The following is a 389-nucleotide window of genomic DNA, read 5'->3' as shown; positions in this document are numbered from 1 at the left end:
ATCACCTCCTTTCTAAGGATAATTACGGAAACAGATCTTGAATCTGTCGATTAACGTCTTGCGTTCAGTTTTGAAGGTTCATACTTCAATTTTATATATTTTCCCAGAAGGGGCCTATAGCTCAGCTGGTTAGAGCGCACGCCTGATAAGCGTGAGGTCGATGGTTCGAGTCCATTTAGGCCCACCATTTTTTTCTTTTTCGGGGCCTTAGCTCAGCTGGGAGAGCGCCTGCCTTGCACGCAGGAGGTCAGCGGTTCGATCCCGCTAGGCTCCACCAAAATTGTTCTTTGAAAACTGGATAAAACGACATTGAAGCAAATTAAGTAACACATTTTTTATTATTAAGTTTTTTAGGCTTAATAACTAACTTTTAGGTTAAGTTATTAAGG

Annotated in this window: 2 tRNA genes; both read left to right on the top strand. The window is 41.4% G+C overall.

The annotated features are described in order from the left end of the window. The first annotated feature begins 110 nt into the window (after positions 1-110). Positions 111-187: transfer RNA gene (locus JFL43_RS22000), tRNA-Ile, on the top strand. Positions 188-201: 14 nt separating this feature from the next. Beyond that, positions 202-277 (top strand) — tRNA-Ala (locus JFL43_RS21995). The last annotated feature ends 112 nt before the right edge of the window (positions 278-389 follow it).

Source organism: Viridibacillus soli (assembly GCF_016612995.1).
GTDB classification, from domain to species: domain Bacteria; phylum Bacillota; class Bacilli; order Bacillales_A; family Planococcaceae; genus Viridibacillus; species Viridibacillus soli.
Note: the sequence above shows the minus strand (reverse complement) of the source record. Positions and strands in the feature narration are given on the sequence as shown.